Source organism: Microbacterium hominis NBRC 15708, from assembly GCF_001592125.1.
In the GTDB taxonomy this organism is placed as follows: Bacteria; Actinomycetota; Actinomycetes; order Actinomycetales; family Microbacteriaceae; genus Microbacterium; species Microbacterium hominis.
Genome location: NZ_BCWI01000008.1, coordinates 65349 through 83627, shown reverse-complemented (window position 1 = coordinate 83627; position 18279 = coordinate 65349). Strand labels below are relative to the sequence as shown.

The following is an 18279-nucleotide window of genomic DNA, read 5'->3' as shown; positions in this document are numbered from 1 at the left end:
CCTTTGTTTAGGCCTGAAAGAACATTAGGACACGACGCGCGCGAACGTCAACTCGATTCCCCTTCGCCCCGATCAGCCCGGCGCGCGACTGCTGGATGAGAACGAAGGGTTGATATCCGACGCACAGGTGGTCCATACTCTCCACTAAATTCAGACCTGAACAAAGAGGTTCCCATGTCTTCTGCTGCACGGACTGTTCCCCTCGTCGGCCCCCGGCGCGCGATCGTGCTCGCCGCGGGTCTGGTGACGGCTCTCGTCATCGCCCTCCTCGCGGCGACCCCGGCACAGGCGAGCACGCTGGACGGGGTGTGGCACGACCCGTACGGCGACGACGAGCTGTATGCCGCGCAACCGACGGAACGATCGCCGCGCGACCCGATGGCGGGCGAGGACGTCACGGTCCGCGCCACGACGTGGCCGATCGCCTCGGGCCAGTCGGTGTGGGTCACCTGGAGCGTCAACGGCGTCTCCCAGACCCCGCGCGGCGCGAGCTGGGACTACAACTCCGGCAACAACACGTACTGGAAGATCGATCTGGGATCCTTCGCCCGCGGCGACGACGTGCAGTACACCGTGCACGCCGACGTGAACGGCGCCGGCCAGCGCGACATCGGACCGTTCTCGTTCGCGACCACCTCGTGGAGCACCGTCACCGACGTCACGAACGTGATCGACAACGGCACCTCGGTCGACATCGTGACGGGCGACAGCGCCGGCGACTTCACTCCGAAGGTGCGTTTCGCCTTCCCCCGCCTCGACGGCTACGACGTGCAGATCGCGCCGAGCGGATCGGGCCTGAACCTGAGCGGGCTGACGGACTACACCCTCACCAACGGCGCGTCGCAGGTGACCATCGCCACGAGCCAGCTCGTCCTCAAGATCGACAAGAGCCCCTACCGCCTCTCGGTCTACAAGGGAGACGGCACGACGCTCATCACACGCCAGTACGACCCGGCGCAGTTCCGCAACATCGGCTGGGCCAGCGACGGCAACTCCACCGTGACCAAGATCGAGGACCACTTCCTCAGCCCCGCGGGCGAGCGGTTCGAGGGCTTCGGCGAGCGCTACGACCGACTCGACCATCGCGGAACCGACGTGCACAACTACGTCTACAACCAGTACCAGGACCAGGGCGCGACCCGCCGCACGTACTACTCCGTGCCCTACTTCGCGAACTCCGCCGGCTACGGCGTGCACGTCCCCAGCACCCGGTACGCGATCTTCAACCTGGCGACCTACCGCTCCGACATGGCCGGGTTCACCGTCGACACGGGCGGCGCGGTGAACTCGACTCTCACGTACCAGTTCTTCACCGGCGACCAGACCGAGATGCTCGACGACTTCACCGCCGAGACCGGCCGTCCGCTCCTGCCGCCCAAGTGGGCCTTCGGCCTCTGGGGATCGGCGAACGAGTGGAACACGCAGGCCGAGGTCGACACGTGGCTGAACCAGGTGGACTCCTCCGGCATCCCGCACAGTGCCCTCGTTCTGGAGCAGTGGAGCGACGAGGCCACCTTCTACCTCTGGAAGGACGCCCAGTACACGCCGACTGCGGGAAGCGGCAGCCTCGACTACGCCGACCTCACCTTCCCCTCCGGCGGGGCGTGGAGCGACCCGAAGCAGATGATCCAGGATGCCCACGACCAGAACATCAAGGTCATCCTCTGGCAGATCCCGGTGCTCAAGGAGAACTTCACCTCCAACCCCTCCACCGCTCCGCAGCAGCACCTCAACGACAAGGCCTACGCCGCCGCGCAGGACTTCCTCGTGAAGGACGGCGCCGGTCAGCCCTACCGCATCCCGACCGGCCAGTGGTTCGGCGACAGCACGGTGCCCGACTTCACGAGCACCGCCGCCACCGACTGGTGGATGAGCAAGCGCGCCTATCTGTTCGACGACCTGGGCGTGGACGGCTTCAAGACCGACGGCAGCGAGGCGCTGTTCGGCCGCGACCTCCAGGTGGCCGACGGACGCCGGGGCGACGAGATGCACAACGCGTACCCGAACGAGTACACCCGCGCCTACAACGACGTCGTGCAGCAGAAGACCGGGGGCGACGGCACGCTCTTCAGCCGCGCGGGCACCTCCGGCGCCCAGAGCCAGTCGATCTTCTGGGCGGGCGACCAGTCCTCCACCTTCGGCGCCTTCCAGGAGGCGGTGCGGGCGGGACAGAGCGCCGGGCAGTCGGGCGTCCCGTTCTGGGCGTGGGACCTCGCGGGCTTCACCGGCTCGTTCCCGAGCGCCGAGCTCTACCTGCGCTCGACGTCGCAGGCCACCTTCTCGCCGATCATGCAGTACCACTCCGAGAAGTCCGACCCCACGCCGTCCGAGGCCCGCACTCCCTGGAACGTACAGGCGCGCACCGGCGACACGAGTGTGGTCCCCACCTTCGCGAAGTTCGCGAACGTCCGCATGAACCTCGTCCCCTACCTGTACACCGAGGCCGACGACAGCGCCTCGACGGGCGTGCCGATGATGCGGGCCATGAGTCTCGCCTTCCCGGGCGACGCGACCGCCGCGACCTACGACCAGCAGTATCTGTTCGGCTCGCAGCTGCTCGTCGCCCCGATCACGACGCAGGGCCAGACCGTGAAGGACGTCTACCTGCCCGCCGGCGAGTGGTACGACTTCTGGAACGGCGGCCGCGCGCTCGGCGACGGCGTGAAGCCGTACTACGCCGCCACCGACAGCATCCCGGTGTACGCACGGGCCGGCGCGGTCATCCCCCTCAACCTCAACGACGCCTTCGAGCTGGGCGGCACGATCGGAAACGACGTCGAGGCGTACGACAACCTGGTGTTCCGGATCTACCCGTCGGCCTCCAGCACGTACGACTACTTCGAGGACGCGGCGGACGCCCACCGCGCCATCGCGGTCACCTCCGACCGCGTGGCGCGCACCGTGTCGATCTCGGCTCCGGCGCTGACCACCGCCGCGACCTACCAGGTGTCGGGCACGAAGCCCACCGCGGTGGCGGTCGGCGGGTCGGCGCTCACCGAGGTCGGGTCGGTGGCGGCGCTGGCCGCCGCGAGCACCGGCTGGTTCTGGGATGCCGTGCAGCAGCTGACCTCCATCAAGGTCGCAGCGAGCACGTCCGCGCGCACGATCGCGCTGGCCGGCGTCGACAAAGCCGCGTACGAGGCCGAGTTCGCCGCGCAGACGGGCGTGGGCACGAACACGGATCACCCCGGCTACACCGGCACGGGCTTCGTGGACGGGTTCGCCACGAGCGGCGACGCCGTGCAGTTCGACGTGTGGGCCGACGCGAACGCGACCCACCAGCTGCGCGTGCGCTACGGCAACGGCGCGGCGACCTCGGCCGTGCGCACCGTCCGCGTCGACGGAACGTCCGTCGGCACGCTGACCCTGCCCTCGACCGGCTCCTGGGACAGCTGGGGCATCGCCTCGATCGGCGCGAGTCTCACTCCCGGCCGCCACACCGTGCGCATCGAGTACGACAGCGGCAGCGCCGGCGGCATCAACCTCGACAACCTCGTGCTCGCACGCTGAGCCGGATCCCGCGGAGAGAACCATGATCGCTCTGACCCTGCGGCGCCGCGTCGCCACCCTCGCCATCGCGTCGATCGCGGCGGCCTCCCTGACCGCCCTCGGGGGCTGGGCGGATGCCGCGCCCGCCCAGGCTGCACCGCTCGGCGTGCAGCGGGCCGAGTTCACCTCCGGATCGAGCTACCTCGTGGTCGAGGTGCTCGACGACGACCTCGTGCACTTCGAGGTCGCCGGCGGCGGCACGTCGCCCGGGACGTCGACGGCGCTGTTCACGACGCCGCAGATCGCGAAGACCGACTACCCCGGCCCGGAGACCTACACGCGCAGCGGCGGCACGATCCAGACCGCGGGGCTGCGACTCGACGTCGACACGTCGACGCTGTGCGTGACGGCGACCGACATCACCCGGACGCCGGAGCTCGTCCTCCAGACGACCTGCCCGGTCGATCTCACGCAGGCGTGGAAGGGCCTGAACATCACGAAGTCGTCGATGGAGAACGCCTACGGCCTCGGGCAGCAGTTCTTCACGGGAGCCAGCGCCGACGGCGACTGGGTGGGGCGCGTCCGCTCCCCCGGCGGCACCTACGGCAACGCGATGGTCTACGACGCGGAGAACGGCCCGGTCGGCAACACGCAGATCCCGGTGCTGTTCGCCGTGGGCGACGCCAACGCCAACTACGGCCTGTTCGTCGACCAGCTGTACAAGCAGGAGTGGAACCTGACCGGCGACCCGTGGACGATGCGCACGTGGGGCGACCAGCTGCGGTGGTATCTCATGGCGGGGCCGGACCTGCCCGACCTTCGCGAGGACTACATGCAGCTCACCGGCACCCCGCCCGTGCCCCCGAAGAAGGCGTTCGGACTGTGGGTCTCGGAGTTCGGCTACGACGACTGGTCCGAGCTCGACGACACCATCTCCGGGCTCCGTGCCGCCGACTTCCCCGTGGACGGCGCCATGCTCGACGTGCAGTGGTTCGGGGGCGTGACCGCCGACTCCGACGACACCCGCATGGGCACCCTCGACTGGGACACGTCGAGCTTCCCGAACCCGGCGTCGAAGATCGCCGCGCTGAAGGCCGACGGCGTCGGCATCATCCCGATCGAGGAGTCGTACGTCGGCAAGAACCTGCCCGAGCACGCCGACATGGCCGCCGACGGCTACCTCGTGCGCTCCGGATGCTCGACCTGCTCCCCGGCCTACCTCACCGGCAACCCGTGGTGGGGCAAGGGCGGGATGATCGACTGGACGCAGCCCGCCGCCGGTGCCGCGTGGCACGACGAGCAGCGCCAGCACCTCGTGGACGAGGGCGTGATGGGGCACTGGCTCGACCTCGGCGAGCCGGAGATGTACGACGCGAACGACTGGACGGCCGGGATCCTCCCCGGCAAGCACGCGCACGCCGATTACCACAACGCCTACAACCTCCTGTGGGCGCAGAGCATCGCCGACGGCTACGAGCGCAACGACGAGGACGCCCGCCCGTTCCTGCTCTCGCGCGCCGCGGCCGGCGGCATCCAGCGTTTCGGGACGGCCATGTGGTCGGCCGACATCGGTTCCACGATGAAGGCCCTCGCGTCGCAGCAGAACACGCAGCTGCACATGTCGATGTCGGGCATCGACTATTACGGCTCGGATGTCGGCGGGTTCCGCCGCGAGATGCTCGACGCGGATGCCGACGAGCTGTACACGCAGTGGTTCGCCGACAGCGCCTGGTTCGACACGCCGCTGCGCCCGCACACCGAGAACCTCTGCAACTGCCTGGAGACCACGCCCGACGCGATCGGCGACGTCGACAGCAACCGCGCGAACCTGGTGCGCCGCTACGAGAACGCGCCCTACACGTACTCGCTCGCCCACCGCGCGAACCGGTACGGCGAACCGGTGGCTCCGCCGCTCGTGTACTACTACCAGAACGACGACAACGTCCGCGAGATGGGCCACCAGAAGATGCTGGGCCGCGACCTCATGGTCGCCATCGTGGCCGGGTCGGGCGAGCGCGAGCGCGACGTGTACCTGCCCGCCGGCGACTGGATCGACATCCACACGAACGAGCGCATCGCCAGCACGGGTCAGTGGATCACGGACGTGCCCCTGTGGCGCAATGGCGTGTTCACGCTGCCCGCCTACGCCCGCGCGGGAGCGATCATCCCGCAGGCCTTCGTCGATGCCGAGACGAAGGACATCACGGGCCTGCGCTCGGACTCGACCGTGCACGACGAGCAGATCACGACCGTCTACGCCGACGACACCGCGACCAGCTTCACCCTGTACGAGGACGACGGCACGAGCACCGCGTACCAGAGCGGTGCGGTGCGCACGACGCCGATCAGCCAGTCGACGTCCGGCGGCGTGGCCACCGTCACCGTGGGCGCGGCATCCGGCACGTACGCCGGCGCCCCGTCAACGCGGCCGACGATCGTCAAGCTCGTCACCGACGACACGCAGGCCGCCTCGGTGACCCTCAACGGCAGCGCGCTCACCGAGCACGCGAACAAGGCCGCCTTCGACGCCGCCGCCAGCGGGTGGTACAACGCCGGTGGCAACACGGTCATCGCGAAGGCCGCCAGCAGCGCGGTCGGCACCGCGAAGGCCTTCGCCTTCACCCTGGGCGAAGACCCGGTGTGGGCGACCTTCGCGTGCGAGTTCGCGACGACGACGTTCGGCCAGTCGGTCTACGTCGTGGGGAACATCCCGCAGCTGGGCAACTGGTCGCCCGCGAGCGCGATCAAGCTGAACCCGAGCGCGTACCCGACCTGGACCGGTGTGATCGAGAACCTCCCGCCGTCCAGCGCGATCGAGTGGAAGTGCATCAAGCGGCAGGAAGCGGGCAATCCGAACACGGCCGACGCGTGGGAGCCCGGCGGCAACAACGTACTGAACACTCCCCCGTCGGGATCGGCCGGGATCACGACGGGCGCGTTCTAGCCGTGCGGACCCGGTCCGCGCGCGGGGACCGGGTCGACGCGGGCTACGCGCCGACGCGCTCCCGCACGCGCGCGGTGGCCGTGACGAGGTTCTGCAGCGCCGCCACGGTCTCCTCGTAGCCGCGCGTCTTCAGCCCGCAGTCGGGGTTGACCCAGACCTGGTGCAGCGGAAGCTCGTCCGCGGCGCGCTGCAGCAGTTCCTCGATCTCGTCGACGCTCGGCACGCGCGGGGAGTGGATGTCGTACACGCCCGGCCCGACGCCGTGCGAGAAGCCCGACGCCGCGATGTCGTCGATGACCTCACCGCGGCTGCGCGCCGCCTCGATCGAGGTGACGTCGGCATCCAGCGCGGCGATCGCGTCGATCACGACACCGAACTCGGAGTAGCAGAGGTGGGTGTGGATCTGGGTGGCGTCGGCCGCCCCCGCCGTCGCGAGGCGGAACGAGCGCACCGACCAGTCGAGGTAGGCGGGCTGGTCGGCCCGCCGCAGCGGCAGGAGCTCCCGGAGGGCGGGTTCGTCCACCTGGATGATGCGGATGCCGGCGGCCTCGAGGTCGGCGATCTCGTCGCGCAGCGCCAGGGCGACCTGGTCGGCCGTCGCGGCGAGCGGCTGGTCGTCGCGGACGAAGGACCACGCGAGGATCGTGACGGGTCCGGTCAGCATCCCCTTGACGTACTTCTCCGACCGGGACTGCGCATACGTCGACCACCCGACCGTCATGGGCGCGGGACGCGACACGTCGCCCCACAGGATCGAGGGGCGGGTGGCGCGCGAGCCGTACGACTGCACCCAGCCGTTCTGGGTGACCGCGAAGCCGTCGAGGTGCTCGGCGAAGTACTGCACCATGTCGTTGCGCTCGGCCTCCCCGTGCACGAGGACGTCGAGGCCGAGGTCCTCCTGCAGGTCGATGACGCGATCGATCTCGGCGCGCAGGAACTCCTCGTACTCCGCTGCCGACAGCTCACCGCGCGTGTGGGCCGCGCGCGCCCGGCGGATGTCCGCGGTCTGCGGGAACGAGCCGATCGTCGTCGTCGGCAGCGTGGGCAGACCGAGCGCCGTCTGCGCGGCGGATCGCCGGGCGAACGGCGCGCGGTCGGATGCCGCGGCGTCCAGCCCCTCCAGACGCGCGCGCACGTCGCCGTCGGCCACCCCGGGCGCCGACCGACGGTCGGCGAGGGCGGCGTCGGCCGCCGCGAGCTCGTCGGCGATCGCGGCGCGCCCGGCGACGAGACCGCGCGCGAGGGTCGCGACCTGGGAGACCTTCTGATCCGCGAACGCGAGCCACGCCGCGAGACGCGGGTCGAGCGCCGGCTCGTCGGCGACGTCGTGCGGCACGTGCTGCAGCGACGTCGAGGTGCCGACGGCGACCGCGGCCGCGCCGACCGCACGGAGCCGCTCCAGCCGGTCCGCGGCGGCGGTCAGGTCGCCGCGCCACACGTTGCGACCGTCGACGACACCGCCCACGATCGTCTTGCCGGCGAGGCCGGGATGCGAGGCGGGCGCCTCGGCGGCGCGGTGCAGATCGATCGCGAGGGCCTCGACGGGCGCCGCGGCCAGCACGCTCCACGCGTCGGCCGTCAGCGGCCCGTAGGGCGCCGCCACGAGGATCGCCGGACGGTCCGCGACGGCTCCCAGCACCGCGTACGCGCGCTCCGCCGCGGCGGCGAGCCGGTCGGCGTCGATTCCCAGACTCTCGCTGACGAGCGCCGGCTCATCCAGCTGCACCCACGACGCGCCGGCCTCCCGCAGCGACTGCAGCAGCGACGCGTAGACCGGAAGGAGATCCTCGAGGCGGTCGAGCGGGGAGAAGCCCGCGGGCGCGCCGTCGGCGGGCTTCGCCAGGGCGAGGAGGGTCACCGGACCGACCACCACGGGGCGCACGGTCACGCCGTCCGCGGCGGCCTCCGCGACCTGCCGGGCGAACCGGTCGTGCGAGAGCGCGAAGCGGGTCTCGGGAGCGATCTCGGGAACGAGGTAGTGGTAGTTCGTGTCGAACCACTTCGTCATCTCGAGCGGCTGACGATGACCGTCGCCGCGCGCGGCGGCGAAGTAGGCCGCGAGCGGCACGGCGCCGTCCTCGCCCCGGAGCGCGTCGAAGCGCGCCGGGAGGGCGCCGACGGCGGTCGCCGCGTCGAGCACCTGGTCGTAGTAGGAGAAGGTCTCGGGGATGGACGAGTCGTCGCGGCCGAGGCCGAGGTCGAGGAGCCGCGCGCGCGTCGCGCGGCGGAGGGCCGCCGCCTCGGTCTCGAGGCCGGCCTCGTCGAGCACACCGGCCCAGTGGCGCTCGACGGCGCGCTTGAGCTCGCGGCGGCGGCCGATGCGCGGGTAACCGAGGATCGTGCCGGCGGGGAAGGACGTGGTCATGGGGTCGTCTCCTCAGGGATGAGCCCGGCGGCGCGGAGCACGGCCAGGACGGTGTCGTGGTTGTTGAAGGCGTAGAGGTGGATGCCGGGCGCTCCGCCGTCGAGCACGGCGCGGGCGAGGTCCGCGGCGTGGGCGATGCCCACCGCGCGCTGCGCGGCGGCATCCGTCGCGGCCTCCAGGGCGACCGCGAGGTCGTCGGGCCGGGGGTCGCCGGTGAGCTCCAGGACGCGGCGCAGGCGTGCGGGCGAGGTGATCGGCATGATGCCGGGCAGGATCGGGATGACGACGCCGGCGGCGCGGGCGCGCGAGACGAAGTCGAGGTAGTCGGCGGAGCGGAAGAAGAGCTGCGTGATCGCCGAGGTCGCTCCCGCCGCCTGCTTGGCCAGGAGCGCATCGATGTCCTCGAAGCGGTGGCGCGAGCGCGGGTGGCCGTTCGGGAAGGCCGCGACGGCGATCTCGACCCGCTCCCCGGCGGCGACCTGCGCGGCCCCGGGAACGCCGGGGATCTCCTGCTCGCGATACGGCGAGCGCTCCGCCTGCACCCGGTCGATCAGCTGCACGAGCTGCGCCGCCGACTCGAGGTCGCCGAGCGCGACCTCGTCCTCCGCGACCCCCGCGGGAGGGTCGCCGCGCAGGGCCAGGAAGCGGGTGATGCCGGCGTCGAGGAACTCCCGGATCACGGTGGCGGCCTCCGCGTAGCTGCTGCCGACGCACGTGAGGTGGGCCACCGGGGGCACGGGCGTCTCGCGGAGGATGTGGGTGAGGACGGCGAGCGAGCGGTCGGTGGTCGATCCGCCGGCCCCGAACGTGACGGAGATGAAGCGCGGCCCGGTGGCGGCGAGCACACGGATCGTCTCGTGGAGGGCCGGGAGCCCCTCGGCCGTCCGGGGCGGATAGATCTCGAAGGAGAAGGGCACCGTCCGAGCGGACCTCGGGGACACGTCGTCGACGATCGGCGCGGTGGCGCGGGGCTCGTGAGACATCATGGCTCGGTTCGCTCTCGGGTCAGGGTCGTTCAGCCGGTCGGCCGCGGGGCGCACGAAGGTGCGGTTCTCGCGGGCGGGTGCCGGGCTCGGCTGTCGCTCCTGCCCGGGCGAACCGGGCGGCCCGCTGGCGCGGGCGTCGATGGCACCACTGTAGGGCCACGACGGCGGCATCCGGTGTTGTGTGACGACACGTTTCACTCCGGGCGGGGAGGATGCCGTCGCCCCGCGGCGTAGCGTGGGACGTATGGTCGACGCACGCCCCTACGGATCCTGGCCCTCCCCGCTGACCGCCGCGTGGGCCTCCGCCGCCTCCCCGCGCATCGACGGCGCCGCCGTCGTCGGCGACGAGGTGTGGTGGGGGCAGTCCGTCCCCGAGGAGGCCGGTCGCACGGCCGTCTTCCGCCGCGACGCGCAGGGCGAGGTGCACACCGTGCTGCCGGCGCCGTGGAACGCGCGCTCGGGCGTGCACGAGTACGGCGGCGGGTCATGGGCGGCCGATGACGAGGGCCGTCTGTTCTTCGTCGAGCGCAGCGATCAGCAGGTCTGGGTGATCGAGCCCGGTCACGAGCCGCGCCCCCTCACGGCGGAGCCCGACGTCCGCTACGGCGGTCTGCGCGTCAGTGCGGGAGTGCTCCTCGGCATCCGCGAGCGCGGCGGGCGCGATCGGGCGATCGTGCGGATCGAGCGGGACGGCTCCGGCGCGCGCGACCTCGTCGCCGGCAGCGACTTCGTCGCGCAGCCGGTGCTCTCGCCGCGCGGCGATCGCCTCGCCTGGGTCGCCTGGAACCATCCGGACATGCCCTGGGACCGCACGGTCCTGCGCGTCGGGCGGATCGACGACGGCGCCGTCGTCGAGTGGACGGACGTGACCGACGGCGCCTCCGCGGCGCTGCAGCCCGAATGGGCCGACGAGGACGACCTCGTCTACCTCGACGATGCGAGCGGGCACTGGAACCCGTGGCGGGTGCGGCTCGATGCGGATCTGCCGCGTACCGCACTCGCCCCCGCGGACGCCGACACGGGTGGGCCGCTGTGGTCTCTCGGCAGCCGCTGGTACGGGCTGCTCGACGACGGTGGGCTGCTCGCCGTGCGGACCGAGGGTGCCGATGAGCTCGTGGCGGTGGATGCCGCCGGCACCGCGACCGCCGTCGACGTCCCCGCCACCGCGTCGCTGGCCGTCGAGGCCGTCGCCGGTCGTCGGGCGCTCGTGTCGGGGATGGCCCCGGGAGTCAGCGGGATCTGGCTCGTCGACCTCACCGACGGTCCCGACGCGGCGCATGTGATGCGCGTCGTCGGGGCGCCGGCGCAGATCCCCGGCGACGAGCTGGGCTCGTGGATGCCGCCGACGCGGCCGCTCACGGTGGAGGGACCGACCGGGCCCGTGCACGCGTTCGTCCATCCGCCGACGAACCCGCACGCCGCGGGCCCCGCCGGTGAGCGTCCGCCGTACCTCGTGCTCGTCCACGGCGGCCCGACCGGCCACGAGGGCGGCGTCGCCGACGGCAAGACGCTGTTCTTCACGAGTCGCGGCATCGGGGTGCTCGAGGTCAACTACGGCGGCTCCACCGGCTACGGCGGGGCGTACCGGCAGCGCCTGCGCGGCCAGTGGGGCGTCGTGGACGTGCAGGATGTCGCGGCCGCGGCATCCGGTCTCGCCGCGTCCGGCGCGGCGGACCCGCACCGGCTGGCGATCAAGGGCGGGTCGGCCGGCGGGTGGACGGTACTGGCCGCGCTCGCCCGCACCGACGTCTTCGCCGCGGGCATCTCGCGCTACGGCGTCGGCGACGCGCGCGCCCTCGCGGCGGACACCCACGACTTCGAGTCCCGTTATCTCGACGGCCTCATCGGCCCGCTGCCGGAGGCCGAGGACCTGTACGTCGAACGGTCGCCCCTGACGCACATCGCGGGCTTCGCGGTACCCGTCCTCCTGCTGCAGGGCGCGGAGGACGCGGTCGTGCCGCCGTCGCAGGCCGAGGCGATCCGCGATGCCCTCGCCGCGCGGCGGGTCCCCCACGCGTACGTCCTGTACGAGGGCGAAGGGCACGGCTTCCGGCGCGCGGAGTCGGTCGTGCACGCGTTGGAGAGCGAGCTCGCGTTCCTCGGGCAGGTGTTCGGCTTCGAGACCCCGGGGGTGCCGCCGATCACGCTCGCGTGAGTGCGGGCGTTTCGACTCCTCGCTGCGCTCGTCGCTCAACGACCGGGCCCGTCCCCCACCGCCCCGCCCGGTCGTCGAGCGAGCGCAGCGAGTCGAAACGCCCGACCGTCACCACCGGTCGTTGAGCGAGCGCAGCGAGTCGAAACGCCCCACCGCCGCCACCGGTCGTCGAGCGAGCGCAGCGAGTCGAAACGCCCGACCGTCAGACGGCGTAGGGCGCGAGCTCCGCGGCGAGACGCTCCGAGACGTGCGCGTGCACGGCCGTGCCGTCCTCCTCGTGCGACGTCGAGACGATGTGCCCCGACTCGTGCACGGCGTTGATCAGGTCGCCGCGGTCGTACGGCACGAGCGCACGCACCTCGACGGCCGGAAGCGGCAGCGCCTCCTCGACGACGGCACGGAGCTGGTCGATGCCCTCGCCCGTCCGCGACGACACGAACAGCGCGCCCGGCTCGAGACCTCGCAGCACGAGCCGGGTGTCCTCGTCGACGAGGTCCGCCTTGTTGAACACGACGATCTCGCGCGTGGAGCGCGCCCCGACGTCGCCCATCACGTCGCGCACGGTCGCGAGCTGCGCGGCGGGATCGGGGTGCGAGCCGTCGACGACGTGCACGAGCACGTCGGCGTCGCCCACCTCCTCCAGGGTCGAGCGGAACGCCTCGACGAGCTGGTGCGGGAGGTTCCGCACGAACCCGACGGTGTCGGTCAGCGTGTACACGCGGCCGTCGGCCGCCTCGGCCCGGCGCACCGTGGCATCCAGGGTCGCGAACAGCGCGTTCTCCACGAGCACGCCGGCGCTGGTCAGCCGGTTGAGCAGGCTGGACTTGCCGGCGTTGGTGTAGCCGGCGATGGCCACCGAGGGGATCGTGTTGCGCTTGCGCTCGCTGCGCTTGGCCTCGCGGGCGGGTGCGAAGTCGCGCAGCTGCTTGCGCAGCTGGGCCATCTTGGTGCGGATGCGGCGGCGATCGAGCTCGATCTTCGTCTCACCCGGACCGCGCGAGCCCATGCCGGCGCCACCGGCGCCCACCTGGCCACCGGCCTGACGGCTCATCGATTCGCCCCAGCCGCGCAGGCGCGGCAGCAGGTACTCGAGCTGGGCGAGCTCGACCTGGGCCTTGCCCTCGCGGCTCTTCGCGTGCTGGCTGAAGATGTCGAGGATGACGGTGGTGCGGTCGATGACCTTCACCTTCACCACGTCCTCCAGCGCACGGCGCTGGCTGGGGGCCAGCTCGGTGTCGGCGATGACGGTGTCGGCGCCCACGGCCGCCACCAGGTCGCGCAGCTCCGCGGCCTTGCCGCGGCCGATGTAGGTGGCGGGGTCGGGGTGCGGGCGACGCTGCAGCACGCCGTCGAGCACGACGGCTCCCGCGGTCTCGGCGAGCGCCGCGAGCTCGCGAAGGGAGTTCTCGGCATCCTCGTGCGATCCCTGGGGGTACACGCCCACGAGCACGACGTTCTCCAGCCGCAGCTGGCGGTACTCGACCTCGGTGACGTCCTCGAGCTCGGTCGACAGCCCGGGCACGCGGCGCAGCGCCGCGCGTTCCTCACGGTCCCACTGGTCGCCGTCGGTGTCGCCATAGGCGACGGTCGCGGAGTCCTGCAGCGCCTGGGCGGTCCCGAAGACGCGCGCGCTCGAACGCCCCTCGGCGTGGGCCAGCACGCGATCCACCGGGTCGATCGGCGTCTCGTCGCCGTGCGCGTCGGTGGTCTCGGTGGTGTGGGTCATGGATTCCTTCCAGGTCAGCCTTGCAGTCTAGCCTCCCGCGGGGGCGGGTGGCTCCGGTACGCTCGCAGGATGGGGAGTGACCACTACTTCAGCGCCTCCCCGTCCAGCGCCGAGAACCTCCGCCGCATCCGTGTGTCCCTCGCCGGACGCTCTGGCGAGGTCACGACCGCGGGCGGGGTGTTCAGCCCCGACCACGTCGATGGCGGGACGGCCGTGCTCCTGGCGAACACGCCACCGCCTCCGCCGGGAGGACATCTGCTCGACCTCGGCTGCGGGTGGGGGCCGATCGCGTTGAGCCTCGCCGTCCAGTCTCCCCACGCCACCGTGTGGGCGGTCGACGTGAACGACCGGGCCCTCGATCTCGTCCGCCGCAACGCCGCGGAGTGGGGACTTGACAACGTCAACGCCGCACGCCCAGACGATGTTCCGGAGGACGTCCGCTTCCGCGGCATCCGGTCGAATCCCCCGATCCGGGTCGGCAAGAACGAGTTGCACGGCCTTCTGGAGCGCTGGCTTCCGCGGCTCGACGAGCGCAGCGACGCCTGGCTCGTCGTGCAGCGCAACCTCGGCTCGGATTCTCTGCAGCGCTGGCTCGCGGCCACCTTCGACGACGGCTACTCCGTGACACGGGCCGCGACCGGGCGAGGATTCCGGGTGCTGAAGGTGCGCCGGCACGGCGCCGTGCGCACGGGAGCCATCGAGCTTCCCTGACGTGCCCCTGGCGCCGGCGCGGGCGGCGCGCCGGCCTCAGGCGAGACGGACCTCGCCCGAGTAGACGAGCGCCGCCGGTCCGGACAGCAGGACGTGCTCTCCGTCGGCCTCGGCGACGATGCGTACACCGAGCGTGCCGCCGGGCACCTCCACGCTCCACCGGTCCGGCGCCGCGGCCCCCGCCCAGTGCCGGACCGCCAGCGCGGCGGCGGCGACACCGGTGCCGCACGACAGGGTCTCCCCGACGCCCCGCTCGAACACACGCATCCGGATCGTTCCGACGCCGTTCTGCACGAGCGGATCGGCCGGGACCACGAACTCGACGTTGGCGCCCTCGACCGGGTCGGGGTGCAGCTGCGGCTGCACCGTGAGGTCGAGTCCGTCGAGCTCCGCGGAGCTGGAGAGCGCAACGACCACGTGCGGGTTGCCGACGTCGACGCCCTGTCCGGGCCGGGCGACGTCGAGGCCCCTCGCCTTCACCACGACATCGCCGTCGACCCGGAACACGCCGAGGTCGACCTCGAAGCCGAGGTCGCTGCGAGTGAGGGTCTTCACGCCCGCGCGGGTGCCGATGCGCAGCGGCGCGTCATCGATGTTCGCGCGGCCGGTGTCGACGAGGTACTTCGCGAACACGCGGGTGCCGTTGCCGCACATCTCCGCGGCCGATCCGTCGGCGTTGCGGTAGTCCATGAACCACTCGGCATCCGCCGTCGCCTCACCCTCGCGGAGGCGGGCGCTGCGGACGACGCGCAGGATGCCGTCGCCGCCGATGCCGAAGCGGCGGTCGCAGAGCGCGGCGATCTGGTCGGCCGACAGGTCGAGGGCACCGTCGTCGTCCGGGACGATCACGAAGTCGTTGCCCGTGCCGTGACCCTTGGTGAATGCGATCGGCTCTGCCACCCGGCCAGTCTACGGGCCGCGCGCTGTGCACCGGCGGGGTGGACGGCGGGCACGCGTCAGTCGGCGATCAGCCGCTTGCCGGTCATCCAGACATCGAACGGCTCGTACCCGAGGCGGGCGTAGAAGTCGTGGACCGCGGTGTTCTCCGGACGCACCATCAGCTCCACCTTCGGGCATCCGAGGGCGCGCAGGCCCTCCTCCGCCGTCTCCACGAGGCGGCGCGCGATCCCCTCGCCGCGACGCTCCGCGGCCGTCGCCAGGTAGTACAGCCACCCGCGATGCCCGTCGTAGCCGGCCATGACGGTGCCCACGAGGTCGCCCCGATCGTGGGCGACGAGGAACAGCTCGGGCTGCACGGTGAGCTTGCGGGCGATGTCCCGGTACGGGTCGTTCCAGGGCCGCGTCAGCCCCGCCTCTCGCCAGAGCGCGACGACGGCGTCCGTATCGGCGGTGGCGAAGGGGCGGATCTCGACGGCGGTCACGCCATCGAGTCTGCCAGCGCGGCGGCGTCCGCGTCGGGCGCGACCCAGTGGATGCCGGGGTACCGACGGAACCACGACACCTGTCGCCGCGCGTAGCGCCGCGTCAACGCCTGGGTCTGCGCGATCGCCTCCGCCTGGTCGATGCGTCCGGCGAGCTGGTCGACGGCCTGAGCGTACCCGATGGCACGGCTCGCCGTGACCCCGCGCTCGAGGCCTCGCGCGCGGAGCGCCTCGACCTCGGCCAACATCCCCTCGCGCCACATGCGCTCCACGCGCTCGTCGAGGCGCGCGACGAGCTGCGCACGGTCGAGCTCGACGCCGACGAGCATCGTAGGCTCATGCCACCGCACCGGTTCCGCGGGCAGTGCCGCGCCGTGCCCGCGGTCGCCCTGCAGAGCGATCTCGAGCGCACGGACGATCCGACGCCCGTTGCGGGCGTCGATGCGCTCGGCCGTCCTCGGATCGAGGAGGCGGAGGCGTGCGAGCAGGGCGCCGGGGCCGTCCTGGGCGAGGTCCTGTTCGAGCCGCTCGCGCACCGCGTCGTCGTGCGGCGGGAAGCGGAAGTCGTAGACGACGCTCGACACGTACAGCCCCGAGCCGCCGACGAGGATGGCGTCGGCATCGCGGGAGAAGATGTCGGAGATCGCGGTGCGCGCGGCATCCTGGTAGGCCGCGACCGCGGCCTCGTCGGTCACCTCCAGCACGTCGAAGAGGTGGTGCGGGATGCCGCGACGCTCGGCGACCGGCAGCTTGGCAGTCCCGATGTCCATCCCGCGGTAGAGCTGCATGGCATCGGCGTTGACGATCTCCGCCGCGCGTCCGCGGGCGCCCAGCGCCTCGGCGAGGCGCAGCGACAGGTCCGTCTTGCCGGTGCCGGTGGCTCCGACGACGGCCCAGAGGCGCCCGGTCACCCGAGGCGCAGCGTGGGAAGGCCCAGCGACACCGCGCGCGGCGCACCGCCCTCCACGCCCGCGGGAGCGGGAACGCCGCAGGACTCCGCCTGCGTCCGGTCCCACGCATCGCCGGCGCGTGTGCGGCGGATCTGCAGCGGGGCGCCGTCGGTGCTGTCGGCGAGCAGGTGGAAGGGAGCGGCGTGGGTGACGGTCACGGTGACGACGTCGCCCGGGCGGGGCACCGCGGAGCCGTCGGGCAGCTCGAAGTGCACGAGGTGGTTGTCCTCCGCGCGGCCGGTCAGGCGGCGCGTCTCGGCGTCCTTCTTCCCTTCGCCCGTCGAGACGAGCACCTGGAGCTCGCGTCCGATCTGGGCCTGGTTCTCCTCCAGGCTGATGCGCTCCTGCAGGGCCACCAGGCGCTCGTAGCGCTCCTGGACGACGGCCTTGGGGATCTGGTCGGGCATCGTGGCGGCGGGCGTGCCCTCGCGGACGGAGTACTGGAACGTGAACGCGCTCGCGAAACGGGCCTGCTCGACGACACGCATCGTGTCCTCGAAGTCCTCGTCGGTCTCGCCGGGGAAGCCGACGATGATGTCGGTGGAGATCGCCGCGTGCGGGATCCGCTCGCGGACCCGGTCCAGGATGCCGACGAAGCGGTCGCTGCGATAAGAGCGCCGCATCGCGCGCAGGATCCGGTCGGAGCCGGACTGCAGCGGCATGTGCAGCTGGGGCATCACCTGCGGCGTCTCGGCCATCGCGTCGATCACGTCGTCGGTGAACGCCGCCGGATGCGGGCTCGTGAAACGGATGCGTTCCAGGCCGGGGATCTGACCGGCGGCGCGCAGCAGCTTGCCGAACGCCTGGCGGTCGCCGAACTCGACCCCGTAGCTGTTCACGTTCTGACCGAGGAGCGTGACCTCGATCGCGCCGTCGTCGACGAGGAGCCGGATCTCGTTCAGGATGTCGCCGGGGCGGCGGTCCTTCTCCTTGCCGCGCAGGCTCGGCACGATGCAGAACGTGCACGTGTTGTTGCAGCCCACGGAGATCGACACCCAGCCGCTGTGGACGGCGTCGCGCTTGGTGGGCAGCGTGGAGGGGAACACCTCGAGGGCCTCGAGGATCTCGAGCTCGGCGTCGCCGTTGTGCCGTGCGCGCTCCAGCAGGCGCGGAAGCGATCCCATGTTGTGGGTGCCGAAGACGACGTCGACCCAGGGCGCCTTCTCGAGGACGGCATCCTTGTCCATCTGCGCCATGCAGCCGCCGACCGCGATCTGCATGCCCTCGTGGCGGTCTTTACGACTCTTGAGGTGTCCGAGCGTGCCGTACAGCTTGCCCGCGGCGTTGTCGCGCACGGCGCACGTGTTGATGACGACGACGTCGGCCTCGGTCCCCGCATCCGCACGCACGTATCCCGCGCTCTCGAGCGAACCCGACAGCCGCTCGGAGTCGTGGACGTTCATCTGGCAGCCGAAGGTGCGCACCTCGTAGGTGCGGGTGCGGCCGTCGGCGGCGACGGCGGCGAGCGACGGCGCGATCAGCGTGGGGGCGGCGGACGGAGAGGTCATGGTGCCTTCATTCTACGATCCGACGACGCGTCGGACTCCGGTGCGACTGCGGGCGCGGCGGGC

Annotated in this window: 11 protein-coding genes; 4 read left to right on the top strand and 7 right to left on the bottom strand. The window is 71.9% G+C overall.

Going from position 1 to position 18279, the window contains the following annotated elements:
* The first annotated feature begins 174 nt into the window (after positions 1 to 174).
* Both MHO01S_RS08295 and MHO01S_RS08290 read left to right on the top strand, forming a co-directional pair.
* Positions 175 to 3510, top strand: coding sequence for a TIM-barrel domain-containing protein (locus MHO01S_RS08295; RefSeq protein ID WP_060959493.1), 3336 nt, complete (start codon positions 175 to 177; stop codon positions 3508 to 3510).
* A gap of 22 nt (positions 3511 to 3532) precedes the next feature.
* Positions 3533 to 6433, top strand: a complete 2901-nt coding sequence (locus tag MHO01S_RS08290; protein ID WP_082734138.1) for a TIM-barrel domain-containing protein — start codon at positions 3533 to 3535, stop codon at positions 6431 to 6433.
* A 43-nt stretch (positions 6434 to 6476) separates the two neighbouring features.
* On the opposite strand, the gene metE is transcribed toward MHO01S_RS08290, so the two are convergent.
* On the bottom strand, positions 6477 to 8798 hold the full coding sequence (metE, locus tag MHO01S_RS08285; protein ID WP_061782137.1) for a 5-methyltetrahydropteroyltriglutamate--homocysteine S-methyltransferase: 2322 nt from the start codon (positions 8796 to 8798) through the stop codon (positions 6477 to 6479).
* Positions 8795 to 9715: a methylenetetrahydrofolate reductase gene (locus tag MHO01S_RS08280; protein ID WP_255266075.1), complete on the bottom strand. Its 921-nt coding sequence runs from the start codon at positions 9713 to 9715 to the stop codon at positions 8795 to 8797. The genes metE and MHO01S_RS08280 overlap by 4 nt, the downstream gene beginning before the upstream one ends.
* 313 nt (positions 9716 to 10028) lie before the next feature.
* Between MHO01S_RS08280 and MHO01S_RS08275 the strand changes: the two genes are divergently transcribed.
* Positions 10029 to 11939 carry a S9 family peptidase gene (locus MHO01S_RS08275; RefSeq protein ID WP_061782136.1) on the top strand — a complete coding sequence of 637 codons (1911 nt, stop codon included), beginning with the start codon at positions 10029 to 10031 and terminating at the stop codon, positions 11937 to 11939.
* Positions 11940 to 12141: 202 nt separating this feature from the next.
* On the opposite strand, the gene hflX is transcribed toward MHO01S_RS08275, so the two are convergent.
* Positions 12142 to 13665 (bottom strand): GTPase HflX, encoded by a 1524-nt coding sequence (gene hflX / locus MHO01S_RS08270; protein WP_060959491.1) that lies wholly within the window; start codon positions 13663 to 13665, stop codon positions 12142 to 12144.
* Positions 13666 to 13734: 69 nt separating this feature from the next.
* On the opposite strand from hflX, the gene MHO01S_RS08265 reads away from it, so the two are divergent.
* Positions 13735 to 14376, top strand: a complete 642-nt coding sequence (locus MHO01S_RS08265) for a class I SAM-dependent methyltransferase (RefSeq protein ID WP_060959490.1) — start codon at positions 13735 to 13737, stop codon at positions 14374 to 14376.
* Between the two features lie 36 nt (positions 14377 to 14412).
* On the opposite strand, the gene dapF is transcribed toward MHO01S_RS08265, so the two are convergent.
* Genes dapF through miaB form a run of 4 tightly spaced genes read right to left on the bottom strand, consistent with a single transcriptional unit; the run spans position 14413 to position 18216 of the window.
* Positions 14413 to 15276 carry a diaminopimelate epimerase gene (gene dapF / locus MHO01S_RS08260; RefSeq protein WP_060959489.1) on the bottom strand — a complete coding sequence of 288 codons (864 nt, stop codon included), beginning with the start codon at positions 15274 to 15276 and terminating at the stop codon, positions 14413 to 14415.
* Positions 15277 to 15332: 56 nt separating this feature from the next.
* Positions 15333 to 15758 (bottom strand): GNAT family acetyltransferase, encoded by a 426-nt coding sequence (locus MHO01S_RS08255; protein ID WP_060959488.1) that lies wholly within the window; start codon positions 15756 to 15758, stop codon positions 15333 to 15335.
* The gene (miaA, locus tag MHO01S_RS08250; RefSeq protein WP_060959487.1) at positions 15755 to 16669 is read right to left on the bottom strand and encodes a tRNA (adenosine(37)-N6)-dimethylallyltransferase MiaA; all 915 of its coding nucleotides are present in this window, start codon (positions 16667 to 16669) and stop codon (positions 15755 to 15757) included. Before miaA ends, MHO01S_RS08255 begins: the two co-directional genes overlap by 4 nt.
* The gene (miaB, locus tag MHO01S_RS08245; RefSeq protein ID WP_060959486.1) at positions 16666 to 18216 is read right to left on the bottom strand and encodes a tRNA (N6-isopentenyl adenosine(37)-C2)-methylthiotransferase MiaB; all 1551 of its coding nucleotides are present in this window, start codon (positions 18214 to 18216) and stop codon (positions 16666 to 16668) included. Before miaB ends, miaA begins: the two co-directional genes overlap by 4 nt.
* Between the last annotated feature and the right edge of the window lie 63 nt (positions 18217 to 18279).

What these genes read in the sequence shown, in the direction of transcription:
- MHO01S_RS08295 (WP_060959493.1), top strand. Translation starts at nt 175, where the DNA reads ATGTCTTCTGCTGCACGGACTGTTCCCCTCGTCGGCCCCCGGCGCGCG.
- MHO01S_RS08290 (WP_082734138.1), top strand. Translation starts at nt 3,533, where the DNA reads ATGATCGCTCTGACCCTGCGGCGCCGCGTCGCCACCCTCGCCATCGCG.
- metE (WP_061782137.1), bottom strand. Translation starts at nt 8,798, where the DNA reads ATGACCACGTCCTTCCCCGCCGGCACGATCCTCGGTTACCCGCGCATC.
- MHO01S_RS08275 (WP_061782136.1), top strand. Translation starts at nt 10,029, where the DNA reads ATGGTCGACGCACGCCCCTACGGATCCTGGCCCTCCCCGCTGACCGCC.
- hflX (WP_060959491.1), bottom strand. Translation starts at nt 13,665, where the DNA reads ATGACCCACACCACCGAGACCACCGACGCGCACGGCGACGAGACGCCG.
- MHO01S_RS08265 (WP_060959490.1), top strand. Translation starts at nt 13,735, where the DNA reads ATGGGGAGTGACCACTACTTCAGCGCCTCCCCGTCCAGCGCCGAGAAC.
- miaB (WP_060959486.1), bottom strand. Translation starts at nt 18,216, where the DNA reads ATGACCTCTCCGTCCGCCGCCCCCACGCTGATCGCGCCGTCGCTCGCC.